The organism is Streptococcus mitis (assembly GCF_946188375.1).
GTDB lineage: Bacteria > Bacillota > Bacilli > Lactobacillales > Streptococcaceae > Streptococcus > Streptococcus mitis_CX.
In genome coordinates, this window is the sequence record NZ_CAMHUS010000278.1 from 1 (window position 1) to 203 (window position 203).

1 pseudogene is annotated in these 203 nt (G+C 52.2%); it reads left to right on the forward strand.

Features of this window, described 5'->3' with window-relative positions:
- A pseudogene (locus tag N8M16_RS10215) lies at positions 1 to 203 on the forward strand (hypothetical protein); the annotation flags it as partial.

The following is a 203-nucleotide window of genomic DNA, read 5'->3' on the forward strand; positions in this document are numbered from 1 at the left end:
GACGTCTTCGTTAAGAATAACGGCAACTGGGATAAAGAAGGCAACATCAAAGGCCCTAAAGGGGACAAAGGTGAACAAGGTCTTCAAGGTGAACGTGGTCAAGACGGAGCACAAGGTTTACCAGGTCGCGATGGACGTGATGGCGCAGCAGGTCGTGACGGACGTGATGGACGCGACGGTAAAGACGTCTTGAACGGCAAAGT